31 protein-coding genes are annotated in these 26813 nt (G+C 74.1%); 8 read left to right on the forward strand and 23 right to left on the reverse strand.

Features of this window, described 5'->3' with window-relative positions; all coding sequences use genetic code 11:
• Nucleotides 1–26: 26 nt before the first annotated feature.
• From cobA to cobC, 3 genes are read right to left on the reverse strand one after another with little or no spacing between them, the layout of a single operon-like run.
• Nucleotides 27–1253 (reverse strand): uroporphyrinogen-III C-methyltransferase, encoded by a 1227-nt coding sequence (gene cobA, locus ABZ807_RS05380; RefSeq protein WP_357153229.1) that lies wholly within the window; start codon nucleotides 1251–1253, stop codon nucleotides 27–29.
• A complete protein-coding gene (locus tag ABZ807_RS05385) occupies nucleotides 1250–2380 on the reverse strand; it encodes a nicotinate-nucleotide--dimethylbenzimidazole phosphoribosyltransferase (protein ID WP_357153705.1) in 1131 nt (376 codons plus the stop codon). The genes cobA and ABZ807_RS05385 overlap by 4 nt, the downstream gene beginning before the upstream one ends.
• Nucleotides 2380–3465, reverse strand: a complete 1086-nt coding sequence (gene cobC, locus ABZ807_RS05390; protein WP_357153232.1) for an Rv2231c family pyridoxal phosphate-dependent protein CobC — start codon at nucleotides 3463–3465, stop codon at nucleotides 2380–2382. The genes ABZ807_RS05385 and cobC overlap by 1 nt, the downstream gene beginning before the upstream one ends.
• A gap of 132 nt (nucleotides 3466–3597) precedes the next feature.
• Between cobC and ABZ807_RS05395 the strand changes: the two genes are divergently transcribed.
• The gene (locus tag ABZ807_RS05395; RefSeq protein ID WP_357153235.1) at nucleotides 3598–5730 is read left to right on the forward strand and encodes a transglycosylase domain-containing protein; all 2133 of its coding nucleotides are present in this window, start codon (nucleotides 3598–3600) and stop codon (nucleotides 5728–5730) included.
• A gap of 121 nt (nucleotides 5731–5851) precedes the next feature.
• On the opposite strand, the gene ABZ807_RS05400 is transcribed toward ABZ807_RS05395, so the two are convergent.
• Nucleotides 5852–7219: a cobyrinate a,c-diamide synthase gene (locus ABZ807_RS05400; protein WP_357153707.1), complete on the reverse strand. Its 1368-nt coding sequence runs from the start codon at nucleotides 7217–7219 to the stop codon at nucleotides 5852–5854.
• A 171-nt stretch (nucleotides 7220–7390) separates the two neighbouring features.
• Here ABZ807_RS05400 and ABZ807_RS05405 point away from each other — a divergent pair, with 171 nt between their 5' ends.
• The gene (locus ABZ807_RS05405) at nucleotides 7391–8206 is read left to right on the forward strand and encodes an SURF1 family protein (protein WP_357153237.1); all 816 of its coding nucleotides are present in this window, start codon (nucleotides 7391–7393) and stop codon (nucleotides 8204–8206) included.
• A 77-nt stretch (nucleotides 8207–8283) separates the two neighbouring features.
• Entirely contained in the window at nucleotides 8284–9129 is an 846-nt protein-coding gene (locus tag ABZ807_RS05410) for a hypothetical protein (RefSeq protein ID WP_357153239.1), read from the forward strand.
• A 48-nt stretch (nucleotides 9130–9177) separates the two neighbouring features.
• Here ABZ807_RS05410 and ABZ807_RS05415 read toward each other — a convergent pair whose 3' ends face one another.
• From ABZ807_RS05415 to ABZ807_RS05430, 4 genes are all read right to left on the reverse strand, one after another.
• Complete coding sequence (locus ABZ807_RS05415) at nucleotides 9178–10761, reverse strand: ATP-dependent DNA ligase (RefSeq protein WP_357153241.1); 1584 nt, start codon at nucleotides 10759–10761, stop codon at nucleotides 9178–9180.
• A 75-nt stretch (nucleotides 10762–10836) separates the two neighbouring features.
• Entirely contained in the window at nucleotides 10837–11043 is a 207-nt protein-coding gene (locus tag ABZ807_RS05420; RefSeq protein WP_357153244.1) for a hypothetical protein, read from the reverse strand.
• Between the two features lie 77 nt (nucleotides 11044–11120).
• The gene (locus tag ABZ807_RS05425) at nucleotides 11121–12467 is read right to left on the reverse strand and encodes a dipeptidase (RefSeq protein WP_357153709.1); all 1347 of its coding nucleotides are present in this window, start codon (nucleotides 12465–12467) and stop codon (nucleotides 11121–11123) included.
• A gap of 36 nt (nucleotides 12468–12503) precedes the next feature.
• Nucleotides 12504–13196 carry a hypothetical protein gene (locus ABZ807_RS05430; RefSeq protein ID WP_357153247.1) on the reverse strand — a complete coding sequence of 231 codons (693 nt, stop codon included), beginning with the start codon at nucleotides 13194–13196 and terminating at the stop codon, nucleotides 12504–12506.
• A gap of 163 nt (nucleotides 13197–13359) precedes the next feature.
• Between ABZ807_RS05430 and ABZ807_RS05435 the strand changes: the two genes are divergently transcribed.
• Nucleotides 13360–13761 carry a rhodanese-like domain-containing protein gene (locus ABZ807_RS05435; protein WP_357153711.1) on the forward strand — a complete coding sequence of 134 codons (402 nt, stop codon included), beginning with the start codon at nucleotides 13360–13362 and terminating at the stop codon, nucleotides 13759–13761.
• Between the two features lie 165 nt (nucleotides 13762–13926).
• On the opposite strand, the gene ABZ807_RS05440 is transcribed toward ABZ807_RS05435, so the two are convergent.
• The 5 genes from ABZ807_RS05440 to ABZ807_RS05460 all read right to left on the reverse strand — a co-directional run bounded on the left by ABZ807_RS05440 (nucleotide 13927) and on the right by ABZ807_RS05460 (nucleotide 18194).
• Nucleotides 13927–15471: a cobyric acid synthase gene (locus ABZ807_RS05440; RefSeq protein WP_357153250.1), complete on the reverse strand. Its 1545-nt coding sequence runs from the start codon at nucleotides 15469–15471 to the stop codon at nucleotides 13927–13929.
• A complete protein-coding gene (locus ABZ807_RS05445; RefSeq protein ID WP_357153252.1) occupies nucleotides 15468–16565 on the reverse strand; it encodes a cobalamin biosynthesis protein in 1098 nt (365 codons plus the stop codon). The genes ABZ807_RS05440 and ABZ807_RS05445 overlap by 4 nt, the downstream gene beginning before the upstream one ends.
• Nucleotides 16566–16703: 138 nt before the next feature.
• Nucleotides 16704–17426, reverse strand: coding sequence for a single-stranded DNA-binding protein (locus ABZ807_RS05450; RefSeq protein ID WP_357153713.1), 723 nt, complete (start codon nucleotides 17424–17426; stop codon nucleotides 16704–16706).
• Nucleotides 17427–17477: 51 nt separating this feature from the next.
• Nucleotides 17478–17690, reverse strand: a complete 213-nt coding sequence (locus ABZ807_RS05455; RefSeq protein WP_357153255.1) for a hypothetical protein — start codon at nucleotides 17688–17690, stop codon at nucleotides 17478–17480.
• A gap of 267 nt (nucleotides 17691–17957) precedes the next feature.
• The gene (locus ABZ807_RS05460; RefSeq protein WP_357153258.1) at nucleotides 17958–18194 is read right to left on the reverse strand and encodes a winged helix-turn-helix domain-containing protein; all 237 of its coding nucleotides are present in this window, start codon (nucleotides 18192–18194) and stop codon (nucleotides 17958–17960) included.
• Nucleotides 18195–18325: 131 nt separating this feature from the next.
• Between ABZ807_RS05460 and ABZ807_RS05465 the strand changes: the two genes are divergently transcribed.
• Genes ABZ807_RS05465 through ABZ807_RS05480 form a run of 4 tightly spaced genes read left to right on the forward strand, consistent with a single transcriptional unit; the run spans nucleotide 18326 to nucleotide 19286 of the window.
• Complete coding sequence (locus ABZ807_RS05465; protein WP_357153261.1) at nucleotides 18326–18481, forward strand: hypothetical protein; 156 nt, start codon at nucleotides 18326–18328, stop codon at nucleotides 18479–18481.
• A complete protein-coding gene (locus ABZ807_RS05470) occupies nucleotides 18478–18672 on the forward strand; it encodes a hypothetical protein (RefSeq protein WP_357153264.1) in 195 nt (64 codons plus the stop codon). The genes ABZ807_RS05465 and ABZ807_RS05470 overlap by 4 nt, the downstream gene beginning before the upstream one ends.
• Nucleotides 18669–18893: a hypothetical protein gene (locus tag ABZ807_RS05475; RefSeq protein ID WP_357153268.1), complete on the forward strand. Its 225-nt coding sequence runs from the start codon at nucleotides 18669–18671 to the stop codon at nucleotides 18891–18893. The genes ABZ807_RS05470 and ABZ807_RS05475 overlap by 4 nt, the downstream gene beginning before the upstream one ends.
• A 39-nt stretch (nucleotides 18894–18932) precedes the next feature.
• The gene (locus ABZ807_RS05480; protein WP_357153270.1) at nucleotides 18933–19286 is read left to right on the forward strand and encodes a hypothetical protein; all 354 of its coding nucleotides are present in this window, start codon (nucleotides 18933–18935) and stop codon (nucleotides 19284–19286) included.
• 6 nt (nucleotides 19287–19292) lie between these two features.
• Here ABZ807_RS05480 and ABZ807_RS05485 read toward each other — a convergent pair whose 3' ends face one another.
• The 10 genes from ABZ807_RS05485 to ABZ807_RS05530 form a co-directional block, all read right to left on the reverse strand.
• A complete protein-coding gene (locus ABZ807_RS05485) occupies nucleotides 19293–19469 on the reverse strand; it encodes a hypothetical protein (protein ID WP_357153273.1) in 177 nt (58 codons plus the stop codon).
• The gene (locus ABZ807_RS05490; protein WP_357153276.1) at nucleotides 19466–19771 is read right to left on the reverse strand and encodes a hypothetical protein; all 306 of its coding nucleotides are present in this window, start codon (nucleotides 19769–19771) and stop codon (nucleotides 19466–19468) included. The genes ABZ807_RS05485 and ABZ807_RS05490 overlap by 4 nt, the downstream gene beginning before the upstream one ends.
• A complete protein-coding gene (locus tag ABZ807_RS05495) occupies nucleotides 19768–20496 on the reverse strand; it encodes a hypothetical protein (protein WP_357153279.1) in 729 nt (242 codons plus the stop codon). The genes ABZ807_RS05490 and ABZ807_RS05495 overlap by 4 nt, the downstream gene beginning before the upstream one ends.
• Complete coding sequence (locus tag ABZ807_RS05500) at nucleotides 20496–20972, reverse strand: hypothetical protein (RefSeq protein WP_357153282.1); 477 nt, start codon at nucleotides 20970–20972, stop codon at nucleotides 20496–20498. The genes ABZ807_RS05495 and ABZ807_RS05500 overlap by 1 nt, the downstream gene beginning before the upstream one ends.
• Nucleotides 20973–20982: 10 nt before the next feature.
• Nucleotides 20983–24189: a hypothetical protein gene (locus ABZ807_RS05505; RefSeq protein WP_357153284.1), complete on the reverse strand. Its 3207-nt coding sequence runs from the start codon at nucleotides 24187–24189 to the stop codon at nucleotides 20983–20985.
• Complete coding sequence (locus ABZ807_RS05510) at nucleotides 24186–25175, reverse strand: hypothetical protein (RefSeq protein WP_357153287.1); 990 nt, start codon at nucleotides 25173–25175, stop codon at nucleotides 24186–24188. The genes ABZ807_RS05505 and ABZ807_RS05510 overlap by 4 nt, the downstream gene beginning before the upstream one ends.
• Nucleotides 25175–25588, reverse strand: coding sequence for an HK97 gp10 family phage protein (locus ABZ807_RS05515; protein ID WP_357153290.1), 414 nt, complete (start codon nucleotides 25586–25588; stop codon nucleotides 25175–25177). The genes ABZ807_RS05510 and ABZ807_RS05515 overlap by 1 nt, the downstream gene beginning before the upstream one ends.
• Before the next feature lie 153 nt (nucleotides 25589–25741).
• Complete coding sequence (locus tag ABZ807_RS05520) at nucleotides 25742–26074, reverse strand: hypothetical protein (RefSeq protein WP_357153293.1); 333 nt, start codon at nucleotides 26072–26074, stop codon at nucleotides 25742–25744.
• The gene (locus ABZ807_RS05525; protein WP_357153295.1) at nucleotides 26062–26400 is read right to left on the reverse strand and encodes a hypothetical protein; all 339 of its coding nucleotides are present in this window, start codon (nucleotides 26398–26400) and stop codon (nucleotides 26062–26064) included. The genes ABZ807_RS05520 and ABZ807_RS05525 overlap by 13 nt, the downstream gene beginning before the upstream one ends.
• 8 nt (nucleotides 26401–26408) lie before the next feature.
• Nucleotides 26409–26813 carry a hypothetical protein gene (locus ABZ807_RS05530; RefSeq protein WP_357153298.1) on the reverse strand — a complete coding sequence of 135 codons (405 nt, stop codon included), beginning with the start codon at nucleotides 26811–26813 and terminating at the stop codon, nucleotides 26409–26411.

Genomic DNA, 26813 nt, shown 5'->3' on the forward strand with positions numbered 1-26813 from the left:
GTGGGACGGCCCCGCCACCCGGAGGATCAGACGTCGAGCGCACCTACCACGTCACCGATCACCACGATGGCGGGCGGACGCAGGCCCGCCTCGACCACGTCCGCCGCCACCGCGCCGAGCGTCGAGCGGAGCGTCCGCTGGGCGCCGGTGGTGCCCTCCTGGATCACGGCGACCGGGGTGGCCGGGTCCCGGCCGTGCGCGGTGAGCGTCGCGGTGATGGCGGCGAGATTCTTCAGCCCCATCAGGACGACCAGGGTGCCGCGCAGCCCGGCCAGCGCCGGCCATTGCACCAGCGAGGCCGGCGAGTCCGGCGCGAGATGCCCGGAGACGACGGTGAACTCGTGGGCCACCGCCCGGTGGGTGACCGGGACGCCGGCCACCGCCGGCACGGCGACCGCGCTGGTCACCCCCGGCACCACGGTCACCGGTACGCCCGCCTCGGCGCAGGCCAGCAACTCCTCACCGCCCCGACCGAAGACGTATGGGTCGCCGCCCTTGAGCCGGACCACGACCTTCCCGGCCAGGGCCCGGTCCACCAGGATCCGGTTGATCTCCTCCTGGGCGCGCGACGGCCCGTACGGGATCTTGGAGGCGTCCACCAGCTCGACGTCGGGCCGCAGCTCGTCCAGGAGCAGCCCTGGCACCAGCCGGTCGGCGACCACCACGTCCGCCTCGGTGAGCAGCCGCCAGCCCTTGACGGTGATCAGCTCCGGGTCGCCCGGACCGGCCCCCACCAGCGCCACCCGCCCGGCCACCGTTCCGCCCGGCGTCGTGTCCCGCCCCGCGGCGGCCAGGCCGGTGCGCACGGTCAGCAGGTCGCGCACGGCGTCCCGGACGCTCATCGCGCGACGCGGGTCGCCCCCGCCGAGCACCGCCACGGTGACCGGGCCGTGCCGGGTCACCGCCGGCGTCCACGCGGTGGCGGCGGAGCGGTCGTCGGCGCGTACGCAGAAGATCCGGCGCTCGGCGGCGGCGGCGCTGACCGAGGCGGCGGCGAGCGGGTCGTCGACGGCAACCTGGACCAGCCAGGCGCCGTCCAGGTCGGCCGGGGCGAACCGGCGCGGCGCCCAGTGCAGCCGGCCCGCGTCGACGTGGGCGTGCAGGGCGGGGGTCAGCCCCGGCGCGACCAGGACGACGTCCGCCCCGGCGTCCAGCAGCGCCGGCACCCGCCGGGTGGCCACCGCTCCCCCGCCCACCACGACCACCCGCCGGCCGGCGAGCCGCAGGCCGAGGGGGTAGGGGTTGGCGCTCACTTCTCGGAGACCCCCGCCGAGTCGAAGGTGGCGACCTCGTGCAGCACCCGGACCGCGCCGGTGACCACCGGCAGCGCCAGCAGCGCGCCGGTGCCCTCGCCGAGGCGCAGGCCGAGGTCGATCAGCGGGTCCAGGCCGAGGTGGCGCAGCGCCACGGTGGCCCCCGGCTCGGCGGAGCGGTGCCCGGCGACCATCGCGCCGACCGCGTCCGGGGCCAGGGCCGCCGCAACGAGCCCGGCACTGGCCGCGATCACCCCGTCCAGCAGCACCGGGACGCGGCGGGCGGCGGCACCGAGGATCAGGCCGGCCAGCGCCGCGTGCTCCAGGCCACCGACGGCGGCCAGCACGCCGAGCGGGTCGGCCGGGTCGGGCCGGTGCCGGCCCAGCGCGGTCCGCACCACGCCGACCTTGCGCTGGTACGTCTCGTCGTCCACCCCGGTGCCCCGCCCGGTGACCTCGGCCGGGTCCGTGCCGGTGAGGGCGGCGACCAGCGCCGCCGACGGGGTGGTGTTGCCGATGCCCATGTCGCCGGTGAGCAGGATGCCCGCCCCGCCGTCGACCAGCTCGCCAGCGATCCGGATGCCGGTCTCCACCGCCGCGCGGGCCTCGTCGCGGGTGAGCGCCGAGGTGACCGTCATGTCCCGGGTTCCCCGGCGGACGTTCGCGTCGACCAGGCGGGACCCGCCCGCCCGCCTGGCCCCGCCGACCCCACCGGCCCCGCCGACCCCACCGGCCCCGCCGACCCCACTGACGGCGTCGGGGTCGACCGGGAGCGGGGTGGCCACGCCGACGTCGACCACGGTGACCGAGGCGCCGGCCTGGCGGGCGAACGCGTTGACCACCGCCCCGCCGGCCAGGAAGTTGGCGATCATCTGGGCGGTGACCTCCTGCGGCCAGGGGGTCACTCCCTGCGCGTGCACGCCGTGGTCACCGGCGAAGATCGCCACTGCGGCCGGCTCGGGCAGCGGCGGCGGGCAGGCCCCGGCCAGCCCGGCGAGGCGTACGGAGAGTTCCTCCAGGGCGCCCAGGGAACCGGCGGGCTTGGTCAGCCGGGCCTGGAGGTCGCGCGCGGCGGTCATCGCCGGCTCGTCCAGCGGCCGAATCGTCGCGATGGTGGTCTCCAGCATCATGCCTCCAGGATCTCGGCCAGTACCTCGGTGAACGCGTCGCTGGTCGCCGGGTCGCGCACGGCCACCCGCAACCAGTCCGGCCCCAGCCCGGGGAAGGTGTCCCCGCGCCGGACGGCCCAGCCGCGCTCGCGCAGGGTCTCCCGCACCCGGTTGGCGCCGGCCAGGTGCAGCAGGACGAAGGCGCTGGCCGGGCGGGCGGCGACGCGTACCCCGGGCAGGGCCGACAGGCGCGCGACCAGGTGGTCGCGGTCGACGGCGAGCCGCGCGGCGATCGCGCGCTCGGCCGCGACGGCGGTGGGCGACGCGCAGGCGGTGGCGGCGGCGAGCGCCGGGGTGGAGACGGCCCAGAGCGGCTGGACGGCGGCGAGCCGATCCAGCAGCGCGGCCTCGCCCAGCAGGTAGCCGATCCGCAGGCCGGCCAGCCCCCAGGTCTTGGTGAGGCTGCGCACCACCACCAGGCCGGGCAGGTCACGCCGGCCCGCCAGCGACTCCGGCTCGCCCGCCACGCCGGGGGCCAGGGTGGTGTCGGCGAACGCCTCGTCGACGACCAGCACCCGGCCCGGCCGGGCCAGGGCGGCCAGGTCGGCGGCGGGGTGCAGCACCGAGGTGGGGTTGGTCGGGTTGCCGATCATCACCAGGTCGGCGTCGGCGGGCACCCGCGCCGGGTCGAGCCGGAAGTCGTCGGCCGGGTCGAGCAGCACCCGTTCCACCTCGTGGCCGGCGGCCCGCAGCGCGGCCTCCGGCTCGGTGAACTGGGGATGCACCACCACCGGGCGGCGGACCCCGGCCAGCGCGCGGGCGAGCAGCACGAAGCCCTCGGCGGCGCCGGCGGTGAGCAGCACCTCCTCCGGGGGACGGCCGTGCCGGGCGGCGACGGCCGCCCGGGCGGGCCCAGGGTCCGGGTACGCGGCCAGCCCGCCGAGCGAGGCGGTGAGCGGGTCCGCCAGCCAGTCCGGCATGGGGTCCCGGCGGACGTTGACGGCCAGGTCGACCAGGCCGGGAGTGGCCTCGACGTCCCCGTGGTGCCCCAGGTCGGGCTCGTCCCCGGTGCCCGGCGGCACCTCGATCAGCTGACCACGCATGTCCGTGATCCTGCCGGGAAGCCGCCGTACGGGACAGCGGATCCCGACGTGGGTCGCGTCACCGCCGGCGGCACCCTCGCCCGTTTATGAATTCTTCTCATTTCCGAATCGGAAATGTCATAACTTGACCACGTGAGCAACCGACCCCTTGCTGCCGCTGGTCGTTCCCTTCCTCTCCTGCGCGCCGGCCTGATCGCCGCCATCGTGGTCGCCGGCGCGGCCTACCCGTTGGCCGCGTACACCGGCATCGGCGCCAAGGCCACCGCGCACGCCGTGGAGCAGAAGACGGACATCCTGCGCACCGCGCTGCCGGCCGAGACGTCGTACCTCTACGCCCCCGACGGCAAGACGATCCTGACCATGTTCTACGAGGAGTACCGGCAGTACACGAAGCTGTCGGACATGTCGCCGAACATCCAGCAGGCGATCATCGCCGCCGAGGACAACCGCTTCTACCAGCACCACGGCGTCGACCCGAAGGGCGTCGCCCGCGCCTTCGTGGCCAACGCCCGCTCCAGCGGCGTCTCCCAGGGCGCCTCGACCCTGACCATGCAGTACGTCCGATTGGCGCTGCGGGACAGCGCCAAGACCCCGAAGGAGGTCCAGGAGGCCACCCAGCAGACCAGCCTGCGCAAGGTCAAGGAGATGCGCATGGCCCTGGACGTCGAGAAGGAGCTGACCAAGGACGAGATCCTGGAGCGCTACCTCAACTCGGCGTACTTCGGCCACCGGGCGTACGGCATCTACGCCGCCTCGCAGATCTTCTTCTCCAAGACCCCGGGCACCCTCACCCCGGTCGAGGCGGCCACCCTCGCCGGGCTGGTCAAGTCCCCCTCCGAATACGACCCGATCAGCTCGGACCAGAAGGACGCCACCGGGCGGCGCAACTACGTGCTGGACAAGATGGCGCAGCTCGGCTACCAGTCCCCGGACGCCGTCGCGGCAGCCAAGACCGAACCGATCCGGACCAGGGTCACCAACCCGCCGAACGACTGCTCCTCGGTCCCCAGCAAGTACACCACCTGGGGCTTCTACTGCGACTACCTCAAGAACTGGTGGAGCGCGCAGCCCGCCTTCGGGGAGAACCGGCTGGAACGGATGGACAAGCTGCGCCGGGGCGGCTACCGGATCGTGCTGGCCCTGGACCCGAAGATCCAGGCGGCGGCGGAGAACAACGTCGGCGCGAAGGACGCCGTGGGCAGCCCGTTCGCCAACGGGATCGTGGTCGCCGAGCCGGGCACCGGCCGGATCAAGGCGATGGCGGTGAACCGGACCTACTCGCTGGACCTCAGCGAGAACGGGCCGAATTCCAACCCGGAGGCCGGCCCGAACGTCAAGGCCAACTACCCGAACACCGTGGCACCCCTGCTCGGCGGCGGCAGTCTCCCCGGCTACCAGGCCGGATCGACGTTCAAGATGTTTCCCATGCTGGCCGCGCTGGACGCCGGGATGACGCTGTCCACCACCATCGACTCGCCGTACCGGTACCAGTCCGCCATCTACGACGGGTGGGCTCCGTCCAACGCCAGCGGGGCGATGACCGGCCGGCAGACCATGTGGTCCGGCTTCGGCAAGTCGGTGAACACCTTCTTCGTCCAGCTGGAGGAGCGGGTCGGCGCGGACAAGGGGGTACGCCTCGCCGAGCAGCTCGGGCTGCGCTGGCGTACCGACGTGGACCGGGACCATGCCGCCCCGGACAAGGCGAACAAGTGGGGCGCATTCACCCTGGGCGTCTCCGACGCCACCCCGCTGGAGATGGCCAACGCGTACGCCGCGGTCGCCGCCGAAGGGCGGTACTGCGAGGCGATGCCGGTCTTGTCGATCACCAACCGGGACGGTACGCCGACGACGTACCGGACGACGTCCGGCATCGAGCGGGAGGTGGCCAAGCCGCGCTGCCGGCAGGTGGTGGACGCGGACGCGGCCCGGGCCGCCACCGACGCCGCCCGCTGCCCGACCGGGGACACCCCCGCGAAGGGAAGCTGCGGGGGCTGGTCGACCGCGGACAGCGTCCGGGGCACGGTGGGCCGCCCGGTGGCCGGCAAGACCGGTACCACGGACAGCACCCGGTCGGCCTGGTTCGTCGGCTACACGCCCGAACTGGCGGCGGCGAGCTTCATCGCCGACCCGGACAACCCGTTCAACGCGGTGGGTGACGGCCAGTCCCAGGTCCCCGTCGGGGCGGTCGCCCAGACGCTGCGCGACGGCCTCAAGGGCACGCCCACCCGTCAGTTCACCCCACCCTCCGACCGCATCGTGGGGTGAGGTCGGCTCCCCCGCCCGGGCAGCCTCGGCGGCCAGCCCGAACCCGCGGGCGTGCGGGGCGAGGGCGTGCGTCGGCCAGCGGCAGCCGGCGCCGGGAACCGGCGGATCGCCACCTGCCCGATCACGCCGGTGCTCCGGCGCCCTCGGCAATCCCGGCCGCCGACACCAGCCGGGTCGCGATCGCCGGGTCGGCCGCCCAGTGCAGGCCCAGCTGCGAGGCGTGCACGCCCCGCCAGACGAACCCCTCGGGAGCGCCGCCCTCCCAGCTCCACGCCGGCCGCTCGCCGGCCCGGGGTGTCAGCACGGCGCTGTGCTGCTTGTAGCCGACCGCCGCGGCCCCGGCCTCAGCGACCACGCTGGCCGTGCGGGCGGTCGCCTCGCGGTACCCGACGACCAGGCCGTCGCGGCTGGCGCCGATCGCGTCCAGCACCCCGCACATCGGCCGGCCGTCCAGCTCGCGGGCCAGCCAGAGCAGGCCCGCCCCCTCGGCGAGCACCGGGCGGCCGGTGCGGGCCAGCTCGGCCACCGCGATGCAGAGCCGGCGGTTGGCGGAGAGTTCGTCGGCGTACGACTCGGGCAGGCCGGCGCCGACGACCAGCGCACGGGTGCCTGCGGGCAACGCCTCGTCGCGCAGCGGATCGAGGGTGACCACCTCGGCACCCGCCGCGCGCAGCAGCTCGGCGGTCTCGGCGTAGCTGTAGCTGCCGCCCGGCCCACCGGCCAGCGCGACCAGCGGACGGCCCTCCACCGGGGCGACCGGCGACGGCGACCAGGGCTCGACCGGCAGCGCGGGCGCGGAGCGGGCCAGCGCGCGCAGCCGGTCCAGCTCGACGGTGCCGGCCACCGCCTCGCCGAGGCGCCGCACCGCGCGGGTCGCCTCGGCGTCGCCGCCGACCACCGGCAGCACCCCGTGCCGCCTGGCGGGCAGCACCGCGGGCAGTTCATGCCGGCGCAGCGCGCCGTAGACGGGGACCTCGACGTCGTCGAGCGCCTCGCGCAGCATCGCCTCGTGCCGCGGGGACGCGACCTGGGTGAGGATCACCCCGCCCAGCCAGAGCTGGTCGTCGTAGGAGCGGAAGCCGTGCACCAGGGCGGCCACCGACTGCCCCATCGCGGCCACGTCCACCACCAGCACGACCGGGCTGCGCAGGGCGGTGGCGACGGCCGCCGTGGATTCCGCCTCGGGGCGCCCGGCCACCGAGTCGTACAGCCCCATGGTGCCCTGCACGACCGCCAGGCCGGCGCCGGCGGCGCCGTGTGCGAAGAGCGGCCCGAGCCGGCCGGCGCCGACCAGCCGCGGGTCGAGGTTGCGCCCGGGCCGGCCGGCGGCCAGCCCGAGGTATGCGGCGTCGACGTGGTCCGGGCCGACCTTGAAGCCGGCGACGTCCAGGCCCCGCTCGGCGAGGGCGGCGAGCAGGCCGATGGCGAGGGCGTTGGTGCCGTGTCCCGAGGACGGCGCGCTGAGCACGAGGCGCGGCACGGCGGTCATCATCGACTCCTCGCGGGCGACGGGTGGTGGTACGCGGACGACCGGGAGGATCACGACCGGAGATCCGCTCGCGTGACCATACTCGCCCAGACCGACGCGTGGCGGCCGCCGACCGGTCGGCGCCCGGGCCGTCGCGGTCGGTGGCCTCGGCCATACGGGTAGCCTCGTGCTGTGTACCGGTTCCTCCTGACCCCACGCTGGCTGGGCATCCTCGCGCTGACGCTGGCCGCCGCCGCGGTGATGGTGCTGCTCGGCAACTGGCAGCTGAACCGCTACGAGCAACGCACAGCGGTCAACGAACGTATCGACGCCGGCAGCCGGGGCACCCCCGCGCCGCTGCGTGACGCGCTGCCCGCGCCCGCCGGCGGGGCGGGCTCGGTCGGCCCGGCCCCCGCCGAGCGGGCCGAGTGGAGCCGGGTCACCGCCACCGGCCGGTACGACGCCTCGAACGTGGTCCTGGTCCGCGGCCGGACGGTCGACAGCAAGGTCGGCTTCGAGGTGCTCGCCCCGCTGGTGCTCGCCGACGGTACGGCAGTGCTGGTCGACCGGGGCTGGGTTCCGGCCGCGCCGGGCGGCGCGATGGCCATGCCGCAGGTGCCCGCCCTGCCCAGCGGCGACGTGACGGTGGTCGGCCGGGTGCACCCCACCGAGACCGGCGGGAGCGGCGTGGACCGGCGCGACGGCCGGCTGGAGACCCGCCGGGTCACCGTCGACAAGCTCGCCCGCGAGCTGCCGTACCCGGTGCACGGGGCGTACCTGCTGCTGGACGAGCAGACCCCGGCGAACGACCCGGCCTTCAGCGCGGTCCCGATCGGGCACACCAACAACTGGCAGAACTTCGGCTACATCGTCCAGTGGTGGCTCTTCGCCGCGATGACGCTCTTCGGCTACGGCTGGGTCGCCCGCCGCGAGGCCCGCCGTGCGGCGGGGCTGGAAATGCCGAAGGGGCCGGTCGACCGCGCCGCCGAACCGGCCACCCCGGCCTGACCGCACGCTCGGCGGTCGAGCCGAACCGGACACCCGGGCGGGTCACGGGACAACGGGGGACGTTGTAGTGTCCGCCCGTGATCAACGAGCCGGTGACCCCTGATCCCACGATCCCTGCGTCGGAGCCGGCGACGGCGGCGTACCCGGCCTACGACCCGTGGAGCGCCGTGCCGCCCGCGGACACCCCGCCGGTCACCGCCGAATTCTCCGCGCCGACGGCACCGCTTCCGGCTCCCACCGCGCTGCCGGCCGCACCCTTCCCCGCGCCGCCCGCCGCACCCTTCCCCGCGCCGCCGGCCGCACCCTTCCCCGCGCCGCCCGCCGCACCCTTCCCCGCGCCGCCCGCCGCACACTTCCCCGCGCCGCCGGCCGCGCACGACGCGCCCACCGCGCGGTTCTCCGCGCCCCCGGTCCCCTTCTCGTCGCCCCCGGTCCCCTTCTCGTCGCCCCCGGCACCGTTCCCGGTGCCGCCGGCCCAGTTCTCCGCGCCGCCCGCGTTGGCCCGGCCCGGGCCGCGTCCGCCGGTGGCCGCGCCGGCGATGCTGCCCGCCGGTCAGCAGCCGGCCCGGCCAGCCGTGGTGGCGGTGCAGATCGGCGAGATCGTGGTGACCCCGCCGGTGATCCACACGCCGGCCGGGGTGCTCCCGCTGGCCGGAGCCTCCTGGCAGGTGGCGGACTTCTGGCAGCAGGAGGAGAAGATCGCCACCTGGGCGCTGGTCTGCGCCATCGTGGGCTTCTTCTGCCTGACCTTCTTCAGCCTGTTCTTCCTGCTGGTCAAGGAGACCCGTTACCACGGCACGGTCCAGGTGACGGTCGTCAACGGGGGCCACCACTACGTGGCCCGCATCCCCGTGCTGGACCAGGGCCAGGTGCAGCACATCAACAACCAGGTCAACTACGCCCGGTCGCTGTCGACGTTCTGATCCCTGGGGCGGCGCCGACCACGGCCCGCCGGTGCGGGGCGGGGCGGCTCAGCCGCCGGCCCGCCCGGTGTGGATCGCCCGGACCATGTCGATGGTGTCCGCCTCGGCGGCGATCTTGTCCTCGCGGTAGCGCAGCACCCGGGCAAAGCGCAGCGCCATTCCGCCCGGGTAGCGGGAGCTGGTCTGCACCCCGTCGAAGGCGATCTCGACCACCTGCTCCGGGCGTACCCGGACCACCCAGTCGCCGCGCTCGACGGCCAGCGCCAGGAACCGCTCGGTCTGCCAGCGCAGCAGCTCGTCGGTGAGGCCCTTGAACGTCTTGCCGAGCATCACGAAGTCGCCGGTGCGCGGGTCCCGCGCGCCGAGGTGCAGGTTGGAGAGCCAACCCTGCCGCCGGCCGCTGCCCCACTCCACCGCCAACACCACCAGGTCGAGGGTGTGCCGGGGCTTGACCTTCACCCAGGCCGCCCCGCGCCGGCCAGCGTCGTAGGGCGCGTCCGGCGCCTTCACCACGACGCCCTCCTGGCCGGCGTCGAGCGCGGCGGCGAAGGCCGCGCCGGCCTGCTCGGCGTCGTCCACCGCCATCCGCCCGACCAGCAGCGACTCGTCGACCGCGCCGGCCAGCGCGGCCCACCGCTCCCGGCCGGGCCGGTCGATCAGATCCTCGCCGTCGAGGTGCAGCAGGTCGAAGAAGTACGGTGTCAGCACCGTCTCGCCGGTCGTCTCGGCGGCGGCGAGCACCGCTGGGGCCACCGGAACGGCGCCGGTGGTGCTCGGCGTGGTGCGGCGGGCGGCGCGGCTGGAGGTCTGCTGGAACGGCAGCGGCCGGCCGGTGGCGTCCAGCCCGATCGCCTCGCCGTCGAGCACCAACTCGCGGGCGGGAAGCGCGCGCACGGCGGCGACCACCTCGGGGACCCGGGCGGTGATCTCGTCGAGGCTGCGGGTAAAGACGGCGATGTCGCCGCCGGAGCGGTGCACCTGGATCCGGATGCCGTCGAGCTTGACGTCCACCACCGCCGGTACGCCGATCGCGTCGAGCGCCGCGTCGACCGACGGGGCGCTCTGCGCCAGCATCGGGGCGAGCGGGCGGCCCACCTGGAGCCCGAAGCCGGCCAGCGCGGCGGCGCCCCCGGAGAGCGCGGCGGCCGCGACCGCGCGCAGGTCACCGGCGAGCAGCAGGGCCCGGCGGACGGCGGTGACCGGCACCTCGGCGGCCCGGGCGATGGCGTCGGCGAGCAGCCCCGCCTGGGCGCCCTGGCGCAGCTCGCCGCTGAACAGGCCGACCAGCAGCCGCTGCTCGTCGGCGGTGGCGGCAGCGAAGAGCGCGCCCAGCAACTCCCGCCGGCGGGCCTGCGAGCCGGGCCCCCGCACCGCCGCGATCCGGTCGACCGCCGCGTCCACGGCGGCCACGGTCAGCGTCGGCTCGGCGGCGGGGGCGGGCAGGTCGCGCAGGGCGGCCCAGCCGACGCCGGTCTGCCGCTGGCGCAGCTCGCCGGCGAGGTAGCCGGAGCCGGCCGGCACCTCGGACGGGTCGAGCGCCCGCAGCGCGGTGGCGAGCAGCTCGACCTTGGCCCGCCGGCCGCTGGTGGCGCCGACGGCCGCGGAGGTGGCTGCCAGGTCGAGGAACCGCACGGCCCCATCCTGCCAGCCACCCCCGACACCACCCGGGCATTGCCGCGCCCGGGCCGTCCCGACGGGCGGCGCGGGTCAGGCGGAGACGGGCTCCTCGATGCGCAGCCCCCGGGCACGCACCTCGTCGGCAACCCGGGAGAGGACCCCGTCGAGGGCGACCAGCGCGGCGGAGAGCTCGCCGAGCTGGTCCTTGAGCGTGTCCTCGGGCCACGCGGAGACGTCGAGGTCCCCCAGAGCACTCACGGCGGCGTCGAGCCGCGCCATCACGTCGTTCGTACGCATGTTCGAAAGGCTATAACAGCCCGACGCCCGACACCCCGCAAACTCCGACATCGACCCCGAAGTTACGGTTCCGTCACCTACCCGACCTGGCGCCCCGCCTCGGCGACCCCGGCCAGCAGCAGCGCCTCGGCCAGGCAGACCCGGGCGAATTCGCCGAGGTGCAGGCTCTCGTTCGGGCCGTGCGCCCGCGCGTGCGGGTCCTCCACGCCGGTGACCAGGATCGCCGCCCGCGGGAACATCTCCTGGAAGGTGGCGATGAACGGGATGGAGCCGCCGACGCCGATGTCGACCGGGTCGGTGCCGTCCCAGGCGCCCCGGAAGGCCGCCCGCGCCGCCTCGAACATCGGCCCGGTGGCGTCGATGACGCAGGGGGCGCCGTCGTGCTCGAAGGTCACCGTCACCTGGGCGCCCCACGGGGCGTGCTTCTCCAGGTGGGCGGTCAGTGCGGCGTACGCCTGTTTCGGGTCGTCGCCCGGCGCCAGCCGTACGCTCAGCTTGGCCTTGGCTGACGGGACGAGCGCGTTCGGGGCCTCGGCGGTGGTCGGGGCGTCGATGCCGAGCACCGCGAGGGCCGGCTTGGTCCAGAGCCGCTCGGTGATCCGGCCGGTGCCGAAGAGTTCGGCGACCAGCCCGGCCTCGACACGGAACCGGTCCTCCGGGTAGTCGACGCTGGCGCCCGCCCGGCCGACCAGCCCCTCGACCGCCACGTCACCGGCGTCGTCGTGCAGCGTCGCGAGCAGCTTGACCAGCGCGGTGAGGGCGTCCGGCACGGCACCGCCGAACATGCCGCTGTGCACGGCGTGGTCGAGGGTGCGCACCTCCACGAAGCAGTTGACGATGCCGCGCAGCGAGGTGGTCAGCGCGGGCACGCCGATGTCCCAGTTGGTCGAGTCGGCGATCACGATGACGTCGGAGGCAAGTTCCTCACGGTGCTCGGCGAGCAGCCGCTCCAGCGAGTCCGAGCCGTACTCCTCCTCGCCCTCGATGAAGAGGACCACGCCGACCGGGAGCTGGTCGCCGAAGGCGCGCAGCGCGGCGACGTGCGCCATGATGCCGGCCTTGTCGTCGGCGGCGCCCCGGCCGTAGAGGCGGCCGTCCCGCTCCACCGGCTCGAACGGGTCGGACAGCCAGAGCGAGAGATTGCCGACCGGCTGGACGTCGTGGTGGGCGTACATCAGGACGGTGGGCGCGCCGGGCGGGGCCGGCTTCTTCCCGATCACCGCCGGCTGCCCGCCGGAACGCACGATCTTCGTGTCGAGGCCGCAGCCGCGCAGCAGCTCCGCGACGGCCTCGGCGGAGCGCTCCACGTGCGAGTGGTCGAAGCCCTCGAAGGCGATGCCGGGGATGCGGACGAGACGTTCCAGGTCGGCGCGGACACCGGGCAGTTCACGCTCGACGGCGGCCCGCACCTCGGACTCGGACATGATCGGTGTGGTCATGACCGGCATCGTATGCCGGCCTTACCTCGACACACCCTCCGAGGCCGCGTCGTCGCAGCGCACGTAGTAGCGGCGGGCGTCGTGCGGCAGCGCCGGCGCACCGTCGACCACCAGGTCCGCGTGCTCGGCGGTGCGGTCGGCGGCGAAGTGCGCACGCTCCCCGGCGTGCCAGCGGCGCAGCTCCGGCAGGATCTGCGGGCCGTCCCGATCCAGCGCCCGGGACCGTCGCAGCGGCGCCGGGGCGGTGACGAAGACCGCGAGGCTCAGCTCGGGCCGGATCACCGCCCGCGCCGCGCTCACCCCCTCCACCAGCAGCACCGGCCCGACCGGCACCGGCACCGCCCGGGGCAGGAAGCCGCGCCGCACCCAGCTGTAGCGGTGGTACGCCCCGGCTCGCCCGGCCCGCAGCGGCACCAGCACCCGCTCCTCCAGCCGCGACCAGAAGGTGAACTGGTCGTCCCACCCGTCGAGCAGGTCGTCGGTGTGCACCACCGGGGGCCGCTCGCCGCCGGGCAGCGCGGCGAAGGCGTCCGCGAGGCGCGCGGCGAAGACGCTCTTGCCCGCGCCGCTCGGCCCGTCGACGGCCACCAGTCGGGTACGCCCCAGCCGCGCCGGCCGGGCCCGCACCCGCCGGGCCAGCGCCGCGTACGCCTCGACCACCGCCACCCGCGGCCGGCCGGGCCCCTCGCCGGCGTCCTCCCGGTCCCCCGTCACCCGGTGGACGCTAGCGCCCGCCCCGACCCGGTCGCCGCCGGCCCTGGTCGCGCCGCGCGATCCGGGTGTTGTCCCCCGTGAGCCTGGTTCCGTCCTGTGCCCCGCCGTTCGCCGGGCGGCCACTGCCGGTGACCGGCATGATCTGGATGTGCTGCATGACGTGATGAGTCCGGGCGTGGACGCCCTGCTGGAACAGGCCCGCGCCGGGCTGCGCCGGCTGAGTCCGCAGGAGACGGTCGAGGCGGTGCGGGCCGGGGCCCTGCTGGTAGACACCCGTACCGAGCCGCAGCGCCGCGAGCAGGGTGGGCTGCCCGGTGCGGTCGTCATCGAGCGGACGGTGCTGGAGTGGCGGCTGGATCCGGCGAGCGAGTGGCGCATCCCCGAGGCGACCGGGTACGACCGGGAGATCGTCGTGGTGTGCCGGTACGGCGACAGCTCCAGCCTGGCGGCGGCGAGCCTGCAGGCGCTGGGGCTGCGCAACGCGACCGACATGATCGGCGGGGTGCAGGCGTGGCGGGAGGCGGGCCTGCCGCTCTCCGACGAGCCCGCCGACGTGCGCCCCTGACGGCACCGGTCCGCCGCGCGGTGCCCACTGCCGCCAGCCCGGTCCCGCCCCGGTCCGCCGCGCGGTGCCCACTGCCGCCAGCCCGGTCCCGCCCCGATCCGGCCGCTCGCCTGGTCCGGGCCGCCGCCCGCCCTGACTCGCGTGGCCCTTCCCTGGCGGCGGCGGTCAGGGCGCCGGCGGGGCGCCGGGTGGGATGAACGGCAGGTCGGCCGGCGGGCCGGCCTCGACCAGCCGCCAGAGCGCCTCGGTGTCGAGGTGTTCCTCGACCAGATCCCCCAGCAGGTCGAGGGAGCGCTCGCGGGCGGCGGCGAAGGCGGTGTCCGGCGCCACCCGGAAGCCGTGCCGGCCGGCCGTCCGGGCCACCTCGGTGAGGAAGCGGCGGCGGAACTCGTCGGATTCGAACGTGCCGTGCCAGTGGGTGCCGTACACCGCGCCGAGCCGCGCCCCCTCGCCGCCGCCGTCGGCGTGGGTCAGCAGCGGGGGCAGGGTCGGGTCGGCGGCCGAGACGTACCCGTGGTGGATCTCGTAGCCGCGCACGGTGACGCCGCCGGTGGCGGTACCCACGGCCGGCCGGACGGTCTTGCGCCGGTCGAAGGTGATCTCCATGGGCAGCAGGCCCAGCCCGGGGACGCTGCCCCGGCGGCTCTCCACCGGGTCGTGGATGGCCCGGGCGAGCATCTGGAAGCCGCCGCAGATGCCGAGCAGCGGCCGGCCGGCGGCGGCGTGCGCGGCGACGGCGTCGGCCAGGCCGGTCTCGCGCAGCCAGGCCAGGTCGGCGACGGTCGACTTGGAGCCGGGCAGGACGACCAGGTCGGCGGCGGCCAGTTCGGCGGGCTCGACGGTCAGCCGGACCCGGACGCCGGGCTCGGTGGCGAGCGCCTCGACGTCGGTGGCGTTGCTGATCCGGGGCAGCCGGACGACGGCGACGTCCAGCCAGTCGGTGCCGCGCGGCGCGGCCGGCCGGCCCAGCACCCGGCCGTACGCGAGGGAATCCTCCGCGTCGAGCCAGAGGTCGAGGTGCCAGGGCAGCACCCCGTACGCCGGGCGGCCGGTGACCCCGCGCAGCATGTCCAGCCCGGGCTGGAGCAGCCCCAGGTCGCCCCGGAACTTGTTGATCACGAAGCCGGCGACCAGCGCCTGGTCGGCCGGGTCGAGCAGGGCGAGGGTGCCGAACATCGCGGCGAACACCCCGCCCCGGTCGATGTCGCCGACGACAATGGTGGGCAGGCCGGCGTGCCGGGCCAGCCCCATGTTCACGTAGTCGCCGGACCGCAGGTTGATCTCGGCCGGGCTGCCGGCGCCCTCGCAGATCACCACGTCGTACGCCTCGCGCAGCTCGGCCAGGGCCGCGTACGCGGTCTCGGCGAGCTTCGGCCGCAGCTGCCGGAAGTTGCCGGCGGTGACGGTGTCGACGGCCTCACCGAGCAGCACCACCTGGCTGGCCAGGTCGCTGCCCGGCTTGAGCAGCACCGGGTTGAACCGCAGGTCGGGGGCGAGGCCGCAGGCCGCGGCCTGCATCGCCTGGGCGCGGCCGATCTCCCCGCCCCGGCCGTCCGGGCCGACGACCACCGCGGAGTTGTTGGACATGTTCTGCGCCTTGAACGGCGCCACCGCGACCCCCCGGCGGTGCAGCCAGCGGCAGATGCCGGCGGTGAGCACGCTCTTGCCGGCGTCGGAGGTGGTGCCGGCGACCAGCAGCCCGCCGCTCACCGGCCCCTGCCCCGGTCCGTCCCGGCATCGACCACGAGCGGCCCGGCGAACCGGGTGGCAGCCGCCGGGCGGGCCGGCAGCGGGCCCGCCGCCCGGCCCAGCCGTGGACGCAGACCGCGCAGCGCCCGCCGACCGGCGGCGTCCACCAGCCGGCCCACGGTCACCGGGTACGCCGCGGCGACCGCGAGCGCGGCGAGGCCGACGGCGCCGGAGATCCGGGCGGCCCGCTTGAGGTGCCGCGCCTCGGGGCGGGGGCCGTCGCCGAGGTACGGCCGGACCTCGGAGCGCCCGAAGTACACGTTGCGCCCGCCGAGCCGGACGCCGAGGGCGCCGGCCATCGCCGCCTCGCACTGGCCGGCGTTCGGGCTGGGGTGGTCGTCGCGGTCGCGCCGCCAGACGTGCCAGGCGCGGGCCCGGTCGCCGTGGGCGGTCGGCGCGACGGCGATGGTGAGCAGCCCGGTCAGCCGCGCCGGGACGAAGTTGAGCACGTCGTCGATGCGGGCGGACGGGGTGCCGAAGCGGGCGTAGCGCGGCGAGCGGTGGCCGACCATGGCGTCGAGCGTGTTGACCGCACGGTAGCCGAGCAGGCCGGGCAGCCCGGCGACCGCTCCCCAGACCAGCGGGGCGACCACCGCGTCGGAGGTGTTCTCGGCGACCGACTCGACGGTGGCCCGGGCCAGCTCGGACTCGTCGAGCGCGGACGGGTCCCGCCCACAGAGGTGACCCAGGCGGCGCCGGGCCGCCGGCAGGTCACCGCCACGCAGGGCGGACCCCATCACGCCGGCCTCGTGCCGCAGCGTGCGCCCGCCCAGCACCGTCCAGGTGCCGGCCGCCACGAGCAGGCCGCGCAGCACCGGGTGGCGCCGGGTCGCCATGGTGGCGGCGGCGCCGAGCAGCACCGGCGCGCCGACGGCGAGCGTGGTGAAGACCGCTCCGGCGGCCCGGTCGGGGCGGTAGACCCGCCGTTCCAGAGCGCCGGCCGCGCGGCCGAAGCCGGCCACCGGGTGCCAGCGACGGGGGTCGCCGAGCAGGGAGTCCAGGGCGTACCCCGCCACCAGCCCTGCCGCGTTCGCCACGGCGGTCGCCTGACGCACTTCACACCACCTCCGGCCGGCCAGCCTAGCCGTACGGCGGGGTGACCGACGTCGTGTCGCCACCCCGCCCCCGTCCGTACGCCCACCGGGCCGGATGCCGGGCCACTCCCCGCAGCTCACCGGCTCCGGCCCGCCGGCTCAGGCCGGCACCGGCACCCGGCCACGCCCGCGTCGACCCCGTCCGGCCGGCGCGCCGGCGGTCTCCTCCGGCGCGGCGTCCAGGTCGCCGTCCCCGGCGGCGTCCTCGCCGTCCCCCGGCACCGGGGTCAGCTCGTCGCCGTCGGCCGGCCCGTCGCCGTCGGCCTCCTCGTCGAACGGGTCAGCCAGCCCCTCGAAGCCGGTGCCGGGCAACTCGTGGCCGGCGCTGGGCACGGCGAACCCGGAGAACTCGAAGTCCTCGTCGAACGACCGGTCGTCCGGCGCGGCCGGTGCCTGCTCGTACGGCACCGGCTCGGTCGGCTCGCCCTGCACCCGGCCGGCCGCCTCGGCGTCCTCGACGATGCTGGTGGCCATGCTCGGCTTGTTGCGCAGGAACCGGGCCCGCCCCCGGGACAGGTCGTGCCCGACGGCGACCGCCTCCAGCTCGTAGAGGGTGCGGTGGTTGCCCGCGTCGTCCGTCCAGTCCCGGGTGTAGAGGCGGCCGGCCACCACCACCGGGTCGCCGACCATCACCGAGGCGGCCACCCCCTCGGCCAGCTTGCGCCAGCAGTTGACCCGGACGCGGAGGCTGTTGCCGTCCACCCACCGGCCGCTGTCCCGGTCGAGCCGGCGGGCGGTCGAGGCGACCTTGAAGTTGGCGACCAGCGTGTTGCTCTGCGTGGTGCGGCGCCACTCGGGGGCCGTCAGCACGTTGCCGACGATGGTGAGGGATGGGTAACCGCTATGACGGCGGCTCCCATCCCTCGCCCACCGTCAGGACTTGTTGCCCTGCACCAGTCGGAGGTTGATCCGCCTGAGGGCTGCGGCCGCGTCCGGGTCGACGGGCAGGGGCGTAGCCGTGTCCCGTTTGATCGCCGACTTCACCCGGCCGCACTCGCGTCTCACCACCCAGCAGGCGGTAGCGGTGCCGGCGGCGATGGCGGTGAGGTACACGAGAGCGAATGGCGACGGGGAGGGGTTGTGCACGGGGCGACGCTCCTTTGCTGACCGGACCGATCCCCGATGAAACACCCGTACGACCGGGCGGCGGAAGGCTTGGGCAGGTGAACGTCCAGGTAGCCGATCGCGCCGCCCCGGCCGCCAGTGGTCGGTGGAACTTCCACGTGCTATGCGCAACCGAGTGTGATCATCTGGGAGCGCTCAAGCACTGTCTTGATCACGGAACGCGAGTGGGCCGCCGCACTCTTTCGCGTGCACGCTGGGTAGGGGCCGCGCCGAAGTTCACCGAGGACGCTACGAGTCGCCTTCTTCGCGTTCTGCGACGAATACACCCCTACCGATCACCCCGTACGTCAGCCTGCGCTCCCGTAGCACGATGTGCGCCCGCTCGATTGTCGCGGTCGACACCGAATACAGCTCGGCCAACGCCTTGTTGCTGGGGAGCTTTGTGCCGGGCGCGTACTCGCCGCTAGCGATTCTTTCGGCGAGGTCTGCTGCGATCTGCTCATAGGTGAGCCAGCGGGCGGGCATAAGGGTGATCTCCTGGGTTGGGCCCGCGAATTACACCATGAGCGACACCGGACACTAACCCGCTTCTTGACCTCCCTAAGCACCCTAAGTACGGTGCGGACAGTAACCACCCGACACGGGAGGGTGATCAAGTGAAGTTCTGGCCCCTGACGCGACGGCCGACGACACCGCCGCCCGCACGCGGCCCCGCCATCCAACGAGCCGAGCAGCAAGCCGCGAAGCGCCGCCTCCTCGACCTCGCCCACCAGCGGCAGGCACGGCACCTGTACGACGGGCTGAGCCGGTGACTTCCATGTACGACGGGGTGGAGGTGCGGGTGCCGCTGCGGTGCCTCGGCTGCGCCGACACCATCACCAACGTCGGCCACCAGTGCGCCGGCGATCGAGAGCTCGCCCCGTACGGCGGCCTCTGCGAGTGCCCCCGGTCCGGCTGCGGGCCCTCAGCGGCACCGGCGGCCAAGCGGCGGGCACGCCGATGATCCGGCGAACAGCGGCACGGCGGGCAGCCACGCTGCAAGGGGCCCTGACCGCCATCCTGATCGGGCTGATGCTCGTGCTGCTCGGCGGCGGCGGCGCGGACCGCCGCGAGCCTCCCCACCGGACGACGCACCGGCCGTCGACCGAGCTGGAGCAGCAGCAGCGCGACGCCGAACTGCTCCGCGAGGTGATGGACCGCCTCGCGGAGCAGCGCCAGCGCTGACCCGCGCCAGACTGGACGGCAGGTAGTACGGTCCCCGCCATGACCGACACCGCGCAACGTCGTCGCACGCCCGTGCTGGCAGTGATCAGCGCCGTCGCCCTGATCGTCGCCGGCCTCGCCCTCGCCGCCGTCTACGTCGCCCAGGGCGGAGACGACACCGAACCGGCGGCGGCCCCGGCGGCGTCCAGCCCGGCGCCGAGGAAGCCAGCGCCGAAAGCGACGGCCGACCCGTACAAGGCGTACCTGCGGATGGCACCCGATGGGGCGCCCAACCTCAGTCGAGAGGACGCGCAGGCCCGTGCGCTGCTTGGCTGCGGCCAGAAGTGGGCGCCGGGCACTGTGGACGCGGCGCTGGCTGAGGCGTACGCGGATCTCTGCAAGCAGGGCAGGTAATCGGGGCTACTGGGCGGGCCGGTTCGGCACGGCGTAGACGATGCCGAGCGCGGCGAGCGTCGCCACGGCCACGCCCGCCCACTCGACCGAGGTGACCCGGTCGTCGGCCAGCGCGGTGCCGAGCGCGGTCAGGCCGGCCACGGCCGCGCCGACGGCCGCCTTGGCGTACGGCTTGATGCTCATGCTGCCCCTCCATGGGATCGGATGTGGTCTTCCAGCCGGGTCTCCACGCGACCGATCGCATCCCGCAGCGACGACCCACTGTTCGGCTTGAGTTCCTTCTCGATCAGGCTGAGCCGCTCCGGCACCCCGGGCACCGCGTCCCGCCCGGGCCGGGCCGGCGCGCCATACCAGTCCTCGCGGAACTCGTCGCCCTGCCGGGCCAACTTGCGCAACGGCCGGCCGATCATCCCGGCGAGCACCAGCGCCGAGACGACCACGCCGAGGATGACGCTGGCGGCGACCCAGCTCTGCAGGTGGCTCACCGGGCCGGCCCGCCGGTAAGCACGCGGCGCACGATCGCGTCGGCCAGCTTGTCGCAGTCGACCGTCGCCGGCGGCCGGGCGGCCAGCTCGCCGACCTTCGTCTCCAGCGCGGTGAGGTGCTTGTCGAGGCTGGACAGCGTCGGGTGCTCGACCGGCTTCGCGCCGTCCGCGTGGTCCTTGCCGACCGCGAGCCGCAGGTACGCCTGGCCGATCGGCTCGCGGCCGTCGAGCTTGGACAGCATCGTCTCGATGCGCGTGAGCTGCTTGGCCTGCTCCGGGGTCATGTCCTGCTCCTCCTTGGCTACCGCCGGCCACCCGGCAGTGTTCTCATCGTCGGTAGCCCAGCCCGAGGCGTGCACGTGGTCGGTGTGCTGGTCGCTGCCGTTGTACTTGGTCTTCTTCCACCCGCTCGACCTCGACCACTGGTAGCCGTTCCAGATGATGTAGTAGAGCCGTGCGCGGGCCTTCGGGTCGGCGAGCAGCCGGGCCACCAGGGCATCGGCGTCCGCCTTGGTGAACTTCGGCCCGATCATGATGTCGATGGCCCGATGCTCCGGCCGGTTGTCGGAGTCCTCCAGCTCCGGCCGGCTGCCAGGGGTGTCGTCCTCGTTGTGGCCGGACGGGCGGAGCTTGTGCGCGTCGTCGCCGATGCCGTAGACGACTACGCCGGGGTACTCGCGCTTGACGTCGTCGGTCAGCGCCTGCATGTTCGCTGCGCGGGCCATCAGGCCAGCCTCTCCAAGCGGAGCACGGACCCGGCCCGCACGATGCTCGGGTTGGCATGGGATGTGTTCTGCGCCCAGGTGAACGCGAACGTGCCGGCGGTCGCGGCCACGATCAGCACCCCGCGCGCCCAGATCGGCTGGTTGATGTTGCCGGCCGACCACACGATTGGCTGGACGGTGGTCAGCGTCGGGAAGCTGCCGGACACCTCGGTGCCACTGGTGGTCCGCCAGCCCGCCGTCCAGTTAGCCATCGTGGCGCCGGCCGGGCCGGACCAGCTGAACTTGAAGCCGCCCGCGTCGTAGGTGTGCGCGACGGCCAGGTCGACCGCGTAGACGGCCCCGGCCAGCACCGGCACCGCCAGGTGCGGGTCAGCGGCCAGGGTCGTGTTCGACGCCCTGGACGTGTCGGCCGTCTTCCACGCGGCCGGGTTGTTCAGCAGGGCCGGGAACATCGGCGTACCGGATGCGATCAGCACGAATCCTCCTTCACATCGGCACCACGGCGGGCGTCCACACGTCGACGACGGTCCCGGCCGGCCAGCCGGAGATCACGCCGTTGACCGAGCGGGCAGCCACAGTCGCGGCCTGCGGGCTGGCCACCAGGACGTCGTCGAGGCTGTAGGTCAGCGGCATCACGTTGCCCGACCCGGCGTCGATGATGGTCCGCACACCCGCCTTCGTCCCGGTGGTCAGCGCGGTGTCGACCGCGGATGCCTGCCAGTCCGGCATGGGGGTGCCCTCCTGCCATACCCGGGCGCGCAGCAGACTCCCGGCCACGTCCAGCTCGACGCTGTACCGCTGCCCGGCGACATGCGTCAGCCCGGTCACGATCGAGTCCAGCGTGGTATCCACCCCGGCCACCCGACGGCGCACCGAACACGTGATGCTCAGGTCCGGGATGAATCCCAACCTGGCCTGATAGAAATTGTTGTCGTCGGAAAACCTCGCGATGGCGTAGATGGTCAGGGCGGTGCCGGCCCCGACCGCGACCACCGGCACCGACCCGGTCACCCGCACCCGGGCGTCCGTGGAACGCAGCTCGACCACGCTGATCCGGCCGGAGTTCACCACCTGGTGGACGTGCTGGGCCACCGACCCGTCGACCGCGAACGACGCCGCCGACCCGAAGTGCTGCCACGCCTGCCCGGTGGGCGCAACGCCCCAACTGCCCGACACGGTCCGGGCGAAGGGATCGGACACCAGCGGCCCGATCCCCGACACGGTCACCCGCTCCTCACCGACACGCAGGGACAGCGGGAAGTGCGCCGGGTCCTGCGTCCACGGCCCGTTGTCGGCGGTGGAGGCGACCTGCATCGACTGCGACCGAAGCAGGTCCGCCTCATCGACGGTCAGCACATGCGACGGCGGCGGAGTCGATCCCATCGACACGGACAGCATCGCCTGCGCCGTCGACGCGGGCGCCACCCCGGTCACAGTCAGGAGCGTCGGCGTGTTCGCCGCGACCCCGAACGCCGCCGACGTAGACGACAGCAGCGCACCTCCCGCGTCGCGCCACATGACGATGATGGTGACTGTGCGGGCGACTGCGCAGCGAACCAGGGCCGTCGCCTGCCACGTCTCACCGGCCGCCGCGCCTGCCACATTCGGGCTCCGCGCCTCAACCGACGCCGCCACGCCGTTCGGGGTGCACGTGAGCGCCCCGGCGCCGTCGTGGGCGACTGAGCCGTTCAGCCCGGTCCACGCTTGCGCACTGGCGGCGAAGTCCCAACGGCCGCCGAACATGGCGTCGCCGGTCAGCGCGGCGGCCAGCGTCGACCCGTGGGCGGGCGCCCGGGCGGCGCCGTCGACCTGGGCGACGTCATACGGCTGCGCGGGCACACCGGCGTAGGTGATGTCCCACATTTCCTCGGTGATCGTCTCGCTGTAGCCGGTGACCAAGGTCCGGACGTCGCCGGCCGCCCAGGCGGGCAGGCCGGCCACCTCGAGCACGCCGCCCGTGTCCAGGCCGAGCAGGGCGACCAGCAGCGTCGGTGCGGCCTGCCACTCCGGGGCGGCCAGCTTGACGGAGATCGCCGGGAACCGTGGCCGGTCCACCGTCCCCAGGTGCCGCCGCCAGCCCGCCTCATCGGCCAGCCGGGAGTCGTCCAGCAGCCGCAGCTCCACCGACGTTTGGTACACGCCGACGCCGGCGGGCGGCGGCAGGGCGGCGAGTCGGCCGGTGGTCTGCACGGCCCGCGCCGAGCTGCCGTCGACCCGCTTGGCGGTGACGTCGTTGCGGACCTCGTCGGCCTCGTCCGGCGCGAACGGCGCAGCCAGCTGCCCCGTGTAGGCGATCGTCACCGGGGTTTGGTTGTACAGCGACGACCGGGTCCGGTAGGCCAGGCCCAGAGTGGTCCGCGACTCGTACAGGTAGCCCAGGTCGGCGTCCGTGCTGTCCTCGGTCAGATCAGCCAGGGACGCGGTCGGCTGCCGGGCGAGCATGACGGGCGACGCCTCAACGACCGGGACGGACACGGGCACGCCCTGCTCTGCCCAGATCCGGGCCAGCCGCACGTCGGCCGCCTCACCGGTCGCCGCAGCGTCGGCCGTACCCAGCCCAGTCCACATGTAGCCGAACAGGGCGCGCATCGCGGCGCCGTCGCGCCAGTCGACGACGGCCAGGTCCCGGCCCGCCCAGATCGCCAGGTGCCCGGTCGGCATCGGCGTGGTCGCCGTGGTGGCGTCAGGGTTGACCATCACCGCGGTGACGCCCGTCAGGGTGCCCGCGACGCTGCCCGTGGCGAAGTACCCGGCGACCGAGTCCCACAGGTAGCCGGCCTGGATGTTGCCACCCGACTGCCACACCGCGATGTTGTGCGGGATCATGCTGGTGATCACCGACGCGTAGTCCACGACGGTGGTCGCAGCGCCCGCCCCGGTGTAGGCGATCAGCTGCGTCCGGCCCGTCGTCGTGACGACCAGCCGCCACCGCTCGAACGTGCCGCCCGGCGTGGCGATGTCCAGCAGCGTCAGGTTGCCGGACAGGGCGGCGCCCACGGTGACGTCGGAGCACACGCCCACGGTCCAGCCGCCGGCGGTCGCCGCCGTCACCGAACCGGGCACGGTCGCGGCCAGCTGCCCGCCGGCGGACAGGTCGGCGAGTGCCTCGGTGCCGTAGTCGACGGTGTAGCCCAGGCTGGTCGTCCATGACGCGATGCCAGCGAACGGCACCACCCCGGTGATGGTGAGCGCGGGCACGCCGGACACGGCCGACCCGCCCTGCCCGGTGTCGTCGCCGTCCTCCAACGGCCAGTGCGCCAGCGCACCCGACCCGGAGATGGTGCGGCGCAGCGGCGACCACTTCGGCGCCTTGCCCTGGCCGAGCCGCCGCAGGATCCCGGACGCGTCGACGTCGACCCACCGCACCGACCCGGTCAAATTCCACCCGGGTGGCCAGGCGGGCACCTCGCCGTAGAAACGGCCGACCAGGGCACCGCCGGACAGGCCGGCCGACACGCGCAGCGGCGTGTTCCCGCCCAGGTAGCCGTACCACGCGCCGGCCGGGTTACGCGGGCTGTAGTTGCCGGATTCGTTGGCGAGCCGCAGCGAGCACCGGCCATGGTCCGCCCGGTTGCCCTCGCTGGTCCGGCCGCGAGTGATGGTGATGGCGCCGCGCACGTCCGCGGTGATGTCCACCCACCCGAACAGCGGGCCCAGGTGGAGCTCCACCTTGTACGCGAACAGCTTGCTCACGTCGTACCGCCGCCGAGCACGACCTGGACGTTGCCGCCGCCGCGCTTGATGGACCGGCGCAGCACCTCCACCAGCAGGTCGTCCAGGCGCGACCCGGCCGAGTCGATGGTCAGCGTCCCGCCGCCGCTGCCCGCCGCCGAGGTGACCGTCTCGCCGGCCTGCAACATGGCGAGGACGTTCTGGCCGGGCGCGCCGGGCACCCGACCACCCGCGTGGAACGTCGGCAGGTTCGGCACCGAGATGGTGTTGCCGCCGATGCCCGGAATCCACGACGGCACCGTCCACGACAACTTGCCGATCGTGGCGTTCCACGCGCGAGCGATCAAGTTGAACGCCGTCTTGTACGGCCGGGTGATGAAGTCGGCGACCTTCTTGAAGGCGTCACCGGTCCAGCCGGGGATCTTCTTCAAGAAGTCCCAGGTGTTGCTGGCGGCTTTCTTGATCCACTCCCACGACGCGCGCCACGCCTTGGAGAACCAATCCGTTTTCACGGCGATGAGCACGATCACCGCGATCAACGCGATGATCCCGATGACGATCCACGTGATCGGGTTCGCCCACATTGCCGCGTTGAACAGCCACTGCGCGGCGGCCCACACCTTGGACGCGGCGGCGGCGGCGTACTGGCCCACGGTGGTGGCCCGGAACCACGTCACGGCCGACTTCATGGCGGGGATCAGGAGGTTGTACATGCCGGACGCGAGGTCGCCGATACCGAACCCGAGCAGCAGTAGCGACTCGAAACCGAGGCCATCCTCGGTCGCCATCTTGATGCCCTTCATGCCGTCCTCGACACCGGTCAACGTGTCGCGGAACCCCATGGCCTTGGTGTCGACCGAGTCCGCCGCCTCACCGGCACGGTCGAAGCTGGAGCCGGCCTGCTCCACCTCGCGGCCCATGTCGCGGGCGGCGCCACCAACCCGACCGAAGGAATCGGTGAGCTGCTTGTCCTCGCCTGCGAACGTGAGCGTGACCTGATTGGCCATCAGCTGACCTCCAGCCCCGCGTCGCGGGCCAGCTGGGCGAGCGCGCCGGACATGATCTCGGTGACCCGCTCCCGCCTGACTTCCAAGCCCTTGTAGACGTACCGGCCGGACTTGATGAACTCCCGCTTGCCCGGGCGGCCCTTGACCCGGCCCTCGCCGCCGAAGTCGAGCCACGGCGCGTACGGGGCCCGTCGGCCGCCCAGCGCGATCCGGGCCACCCGCTGCGACGACCGCGCCTTCAGCGACGCCGCAGCGCGGCCGGTCTTACGCGGGAACCGCGGCTCGGCGTAGTCGATGATCTCCTCGGCCGCCTGGTTCAGCGCCAGGCGCAGCTGCTTGGGCAGGCCGGCGTCCATCGCCCGCAGCTGCGCCTGGAACTCCCGCAGCCCCGTCACCTGGATCTTGCCGACCATCACACCCCCGCCTTCAACCGCTCGAGTTCCTCGCGCTGTGCTTTGAGCGCGTAGTACCGGCTCCACATCAGGTATTCGTGCTGGCTCATCCGCTGCCGCAGATCGGCGACCGTCATGCCGAGCTTTGCCGCCAGGTAGAACTCGAAGTGCAGGTCAGCGTCGTCGAGGAGTGCTTTTGGTTGCCTCCTTGGCGGCGGAGGGCTTCAGCCCGGAGATCTCGGCGATCGCGTCGGACACGGCCACCAGGTCCCCGGCGCCGCCGGCCGCCGCCCACGCCGCCACGTCGTCGACGGACAGCTGCGGGTCGGTCATGCCCGTCGCGACGATGAAGTTGTCCCGCTCGCCCGTCGACCGGCCGCCCTCCTGCGCCTCCAGCACCTCGTCACGGGTCAGCGCGCGGATGGCCACGGTGGAGCCGTCCGGCAGGGTCGCGACGCCCTTGCCGGTCTTACGGGCCAGGATCTGCTCCCGGGTCAGGTTCGGCATGCCGGTTCCCTTCGTTGCTGGTGCTGGTCGGCCGCCGCTCCCGGGCGGATGAACGGGGGCCAGGTGGCCGTATCGGTCTCGACAACAACCGGCCGGCTGACAACGTCGTCGGTGGCTGCGTCGATCCGGAGGCGGCCGTCGGCATCGGGGATCAGCCGGGTCAGGTGCACCGCCCAGCGGCCGGCGTCGTTCCGTGCGACGGCGAACCGCACGGCGATGCACTTCGGGTCGTATCCGAGCGAGCACACCCACTGGGTCATCGCCTCGCGCTCGCTTGGCAGCAGGCCCGCCCAGTGGTAGCGCCGCAGCGCAGGCAGGTCAGGCATGGTCTCCCCTACGCCTGGGTGGTGGTGGTGACGACGTCGGAGATCTCGATCTCGGCCGACCAGGTGACCATGTCGTCGACCGGGTTGGTCTCCACGTACTTCGACAGCACGCCGCTGAACGCGTCCTGCGGCTTCCCGGTGCCCGTGCCCTCCGGCTTACGCACGACCGCCACGGTGGTGCCGAGCAGCGGCTTCAGCGCGTTGCGGGGGCCCGTCGACGCCGTGTTGTCGTAGGTGCCGCCCATGCTGAACTTGCCGTCGAGCAGACCGCCCTGCTTGGTCTTGGCGGCCTTGCCGTAGCCGGTCGTCTCGTGCACGTCCGCGCTGCCCTCGTACGTCGACGTCTTGCAGTGCGGGGAGATGTCCTTGGTGGCCACCGTGATGACGGTGTCCTTGCCGTGTACGTAGGCCAT

This window comes from Micromonospora sp. NPDC047548, from assembly GCF_040642975.1.
In the GTDB taxonomy this organism is placed as follows: Bacteria; Actinomycetota; Actinomycetes; order Mycobacteriales; family Micromonosporaceae; genus Micromonospora.

What these genes read in the sequence shown, in the direction of transcription:
- ABZ807_RS05385 (WP_357153705.1), bottom strand. Translation starts at nt 2,380, where the DNA reads ATGCTGGAGACCACCATCGCGACGATTCGGCCGCTGGACGAGCCGGCG.
- cobC (WP_357153232.1), bottom strand. Translation starts at nt 3,465, where the DNA reads ATGCGTGGTCAGCTGATCGAGGTGCCGCCGGGCACCGGGGACGAGCCC.
- ABZ807_RS05400 (WP_357153707.1), bottom strand. Translation starts at nt 7,219, where the DNA reads ATGACCGCCGTGCCGCGCCTCGTGCTCAGCGCGCCGTCCTCGGGACAC.
- ABZ807_RS05420 (WP_357153244.1), bottom strand. Translation starts at nt 11,043, where the DNA reads ATGCGTACGAACGACGTGATGGCGCGGCTCGACGCCGCCGTGAGTGCT.
- ABZ807_RS05425 (WP_357153709.1), bottom strand. Translation starts at nt 12,467, where the DNA reads ATGTCCGAGTCCGAGGTGCGGGCCGCCGTCGAGCGTGAACTGCCCGGT.
- ABZ807_RS05435 (WP_357153711.1), top strand. Translation starts at nt 13,360, where the DNA reads ATGAGTCCGGGCGTGGACGCCCTGCTGGAACAGGCCCGCGCCGGGCTG.
- ABZ807_RS05460 (WP_357153258.1), bottom strand. Translation starts at nt 18,194, where the DNA reads ATGCCCGCCCGCTGGCTCACCTATGAGCAGATCGCAGCAGACCTCGCC.
- ABZ807_RS05475 (WP_357153268.1), top strand. Translation starts at nt 18,669, where the DNA reads ATGATCCGGCGAACAGCGGCACGGCGGGCAGCCACGCTGCAAGGGGCC.
- ABZ807_RS05480 (WP_357153270.1), top strand. Translation starts at nt 18,933, where the DNA reads ATGACCGACACCGCGCAACGTCGTCGCACGCCCGTGCTGGCAGTGATC.
- ABZ807_RS05485 (WP_357153273.1), bottom strand. Translation starts at nt 19,469, where the DNA reads ATGAGCATCAAGCCGTACGCCAAGGCGGCCGTCGGCGCGGCCGTGGCC.
- ABZ807_RS05495 (WP_357153279.1), bottom strand. Translation starts at nt 20,496, where the DNA reads ATGGCCCGCGCAGCGAACATGCAGGCGCTGACCGACGACGTCAAGCGC.
- ABZ807_RS05510 (WP_357153287.1), bottom strand. Translation starts at nt 25,175, where the DNA reads ATGGCCAATCAGGTCACGCTCACGTTCGCAGGCGAGGACAAGCAGCTC.
- ABZ807_RS05515 (WP_357153290.1), bottom strand. Translation starts at nt 25,588, where the DNA reads ATGGTCGGCAAGATCCAGGTGACGGGGCTGCGGGAGTTCCAGGCGCAG.
- ABZ807_RS05520 (WP_357153293.1), bottom strand. Translation starts at nt 26,074, where the DNA reads ATGCCGAACCTGACCCGGGAGCAGATCCTGGCCCGTAAGACCGGCAAG.
- ABZ807_RS05525 (WP_357153295.1), bottom strand. Translation starts at nt 26,400, where the DNA reads ATGCCTGACCTGCCTGCGCTGCGGCGCTACCACTGGGCGGGCCTGCTG.
- ABZ807_RS05530 (WP_357153298.1), bottom strand. Translation starts at nt 26,813, where the DNA reads ATGGCCTACGTACACGGCAAGGACACCGTCATCACGGTGGCCACCAAG.